The 2448-nt window shown below is 72.0% G+C and carries 4 protein-coding genes; all 4 read right to left on the bottom strand.

Translation table 11 applies throughout. The features are described from left to right. On the bottom strand, positions 1-1058 hold a 1058-nt coding region (locus D7W82_RS39305; protein WP_233588210.1), incomplete at its 3' end, for a peptidase MA family metallohydrolase. A gap of 8 nt (positions 1059-1066) precedes the next feature. After that, on the bottom strand, positions 1067-1366 hold the full coding sequence (locus D7W82_RS39300) for a DUF167 domain-containing protein (RefSeq protein ID WP_120623138.1): 300 nt from the start codon (positions 1364-1366) through the stop codon (positions 1067-1069). Between the two features lie 10 nt (positions 1367-1376). Further along, positions 1377-1904, bottom strand: coding sequence for a DivIVA domain-containing protein (locus D7W82_RS39295; RefSeq protein WP_014397740.1), 528 nt, complete (start codon positions 1902-1904; stop codon positions 1377-1379). 96 nt (positions 1905-2000) lie between these two features. Beyond that, positions 2001-2448, bottom strand: a 448-nt coding sequence (locus D7W82_RS39290; protein ID WP_233588209.1) for a HEAT repeat domain-containing protein, incomplete at its 5' end; no start/stop codon positions are given.

The raw sequence follows: 2448 nt of genomic DNA, 5'->3' as shown, positions 1-2448 counted from the left end.
GGCCAGGGGAGGGCGGGGGACAGCGGCGCGGAGCCGTCCACGGGCACGGGCCCCGCGGCGCGGGCGGCGGCGAGCAGGCGCAGCGCGGCGTCCTCGGCGGCGTCCTCCGCGGCCAGCTCTGTCATCCGCGCGGACTTCTGGCGCATGCGGCGCACGAAGGCGGCCACGCACAGCACGGAGGCGGTGAGCCACAGGAGCGCGGAGCTGGTGGTGAGCGGCAGCCAGCCGTAGCGGGCCGCGAGCCCCTCGCGCCAGTCCTGCTCCTCCAGCAGCAGCGACGTGCGGAAGGCCTTGCCGAAGGCCTGTTCGAACGGCTCACCCGCGCGCACGCCGTCCACCAGCAGGCCCATGGCGTGCGAGCCGTGCTTGCCGGTGAGGAAGGCCACGAAGGCGGCGCTCTGCGCGTAGGCGATCTCGACGTCCGCGGGGACGTCCGGCCAGTCGTCGGACAGGTCCTCGAAGTGGAAGACGCGCTCCTGCGTCACCGCGCGGAAGAGGGCGCCGTAGTGGGCGACGGAGTAGCGCTCGTCGGTGAGGTTCTGCGCCACGCCCTCCTGGAACCAGCGCGGCCAGTCCTTCGCCAGCTGGCCCAGCGCCACGTGCGCCAGCTCGTGCCGCAGCGTGGTGGGCCCCTCCGCGTCGCTCAGGCTGAGCGCGTCCAGCAGGATGATCTGATGCCCGGGGTAGGCGAGCGCCACGGCCCAGCCCGGAGGCCTGCCACCGGGGAGCGCCAGCGCCTCGAACTCCTGGCGGCCCACGCCCAGGCGGATTTCGGTGGTGCCCGGCCAGTCTCGCCCCAGCATCGCGCCGAAGGCGTCCCGCACGCCTTCAATCTGCCCGGCCAGGGCCCTGGCCGCGCCCGCCGCCTTCGCGGTGTGCAGGATGACGAAGCGCTGCGTCTTCAGCTCCCCCGCGACGATGGCAGGGCGGGCGTGGGGCACGAGCGCGGTGTCCGTGACGACGGCCTCCGTGGCGTGGATGCCCCGCGGACCTGCCTCCTGCGCGAACACGCCCGGCGAGGCCAGCAGCATCATCAGGAAGGCGAACAGGCGGAGCATGCGTGGCCTCACGGTCCACCAGAGATAACAGCCTCGGCCGCCGCCGCATCAACCCCTTCCACCCTCAATCGCTTACGGCGCGACGTGTCACCCGCCACGAGTGTCACCTGGCGACGCGGCACGCCCAGCGTTTTGGCGATGAATTCCACCAGGGCCGCATTCGCTTCGCCATCCACGGGCGGCGCGGCGAGCTGGATCTTCAGCTGGCCGTCATGCTCGCCCACCACCCGGGTGCGGGACGCGCGCGGCTGGACGAGCACCGTCAGCTCCACCCCTGCGGGTATGGCTTTGAGCCAGGGGGCGGGCATGCGCGCGACGCTAGTCGTTGGAGGTGGCCTTCTTCTGCGACAGGAACGCGACGTTGTCCTCCACGCGCGCGTAGTCGCGGTCCGCGAAGGTGGGCGCGGCGAAGGTCTCCAGCAGCTTGCGGTGGGCCTCCACCACGGAGCGCACCTGCGACTCGAACTGGGTGCGCTGGCGCTTGAGCTCGTTGATGTCCTCCACCACCTGCACCAGCCGCTGGTGCGCGCCGTGGACGATCTTCTCCGCCTGGTGCTCCGCGTCCGCGATGATGATCTCCGCTTCCTTCTTCGCGGCGTCCTTCAGGTCCTCGCTGATGCGCTGGGCGGTGACCATCGTCTCCTGGAGGGTGCGCTCGCGCTCCTGATGCTGCTCGAGCCGCGCCTGCGTGCGCTTCAGCTCCTCCTTGAGCGCGATGTTCTCCTTCACCACCTCCTCGAACTCGCCGGCGATCAGCTCCAGGTACGCGCCGACTTCGGGACGCGCGAAGCCGCGCATCACCGTCTCGAAGCGCTTCTGCCGGATGTCGAGGGGGGTGATCTTCATGTGCCCCAGTCTAACCCATACACGCGCGCACTCCAGGAATCGGCTTGGGCGGGCCAGGGCGGCGTCAGGCCTGGAGGGCAGACAGGCAGGCGTGTCTCAGGGCGCGGCGGCCGGGGCGGCCTCCCACTGCGACGCCACCGAGCGCGCGGCGTTCTGCACCGCGTAGCCCACGCGGCTGTCCGCGGCCACGTCCTGCACCACCCGGCGGGCGGTGGGGGTGCGCTGATACAGAAGACCTCCCAGCGCTTGAATCTTCAGCGCGTCCGGCAGGCGCGGGTGGCGCACGACGTTGCCCAGGATCTCCTCGGCGCGGCGGTGCTGGAAGAGGGCCACCGCGCGCAACGCGGCCTGCTGGATGCGCGGGTTGGGGTCCCAGATGAACGCGGCCAGCGGGTCCAGGGCGCGCGCGTCACCCAGGAGCGCCAGGTCCTCGATGGCGAGCGAGCGGATCTCCTCCGGCGCGGGCTCCGCGGCCCACAGCAGGCCCCTCAGGAGGGGCTCGTCCGCGGCGCCGGAGGAGATCCGCTCGCTCGCCATCGAGGAC

This window comes from Corallococcus sp. CA049B, from assembly GCF_003611685.1.
Lineage (GTDB): Bacteria > Myxococcota > Myxococcia > Myxococcales > Myxococcaceae > Corallococcus > Corallococcus coralloides.
The sequence above is the reverse complement of the archived record's forward strand: the minus strand, read 5'-3'. Positions and strand labels throughout refer to the sequence as shown.